Genomic DNA, 438 nt, shown 5'->3' with positions numbered 1-438 from the left:
GCCCAAGGTAGTTGACCCGCGCCAGCAGTCGCGGGTTGGCAGTGCCCGGCACGCCGGCGATGTTGCACAGGCTGTCGAGCCGTGCGGGCAGTTGTGGCAGCAAGCGTTCGATGTTCTCGGCGCTGCTCAAGTCGCCCTGTACAAAACCGTCCAGGGTCATGTGCGGCGCCTTGAGGTCCACGCCAATCACCTGGGCGCCGTGAGCACGCAGCAGGCTCGCTGTGGCAGCACCGATACCCGACGAGACACCGGTTACCAGCACAATCTTGTTGTCGAGTTTCATGTTGAGTCCTCTTATTATTTTTGTGTACCCGCAGGGCCCTCAGCTCATCGGGCCCGGTAAAGACCGGCCTCTCAGAACGGGTAGATCGGCGCCGTATCCTTGACCGTCACCCACTGCCATTGGGTGTATTCGTCCCAGTCCGCCGGGCCGCCGAC

At 62.6% G+C, this 438-nt stretch carries 1 protein-coding gene; it reads right to left on the bottom strand.

Features of this window, described 5'->3' with window-relative positions:
- Positions 1-283 (bottom strand): SDR family NAD(P)-dependent oxidoreductase (locus KW848_RS31365; RefSeq protein ID WP_218539183.1); only part of this gene is annotated, 283 nt, incomplete at its 3' end.
- Between the last annotated feature and the right edge of the window lie 155 nt (positions 284-438).

Origin of the sequence: Pseudomonas sp. PDM25, from assembly GCF_019219045.1 — a bacterium.
Taxonomy (GTDB): domain Bacteria; phylum Pseudomonadota; class Gammaproteobacteria; order Pseudomonadales; family Pseudomonadaceae; genus Aquipseudomonas.
The sequence above is the reverse complement of the archived record's forward strand: the minus strand, read 5'-3'. Positions and strand labels throughout refer to the sequence as shown.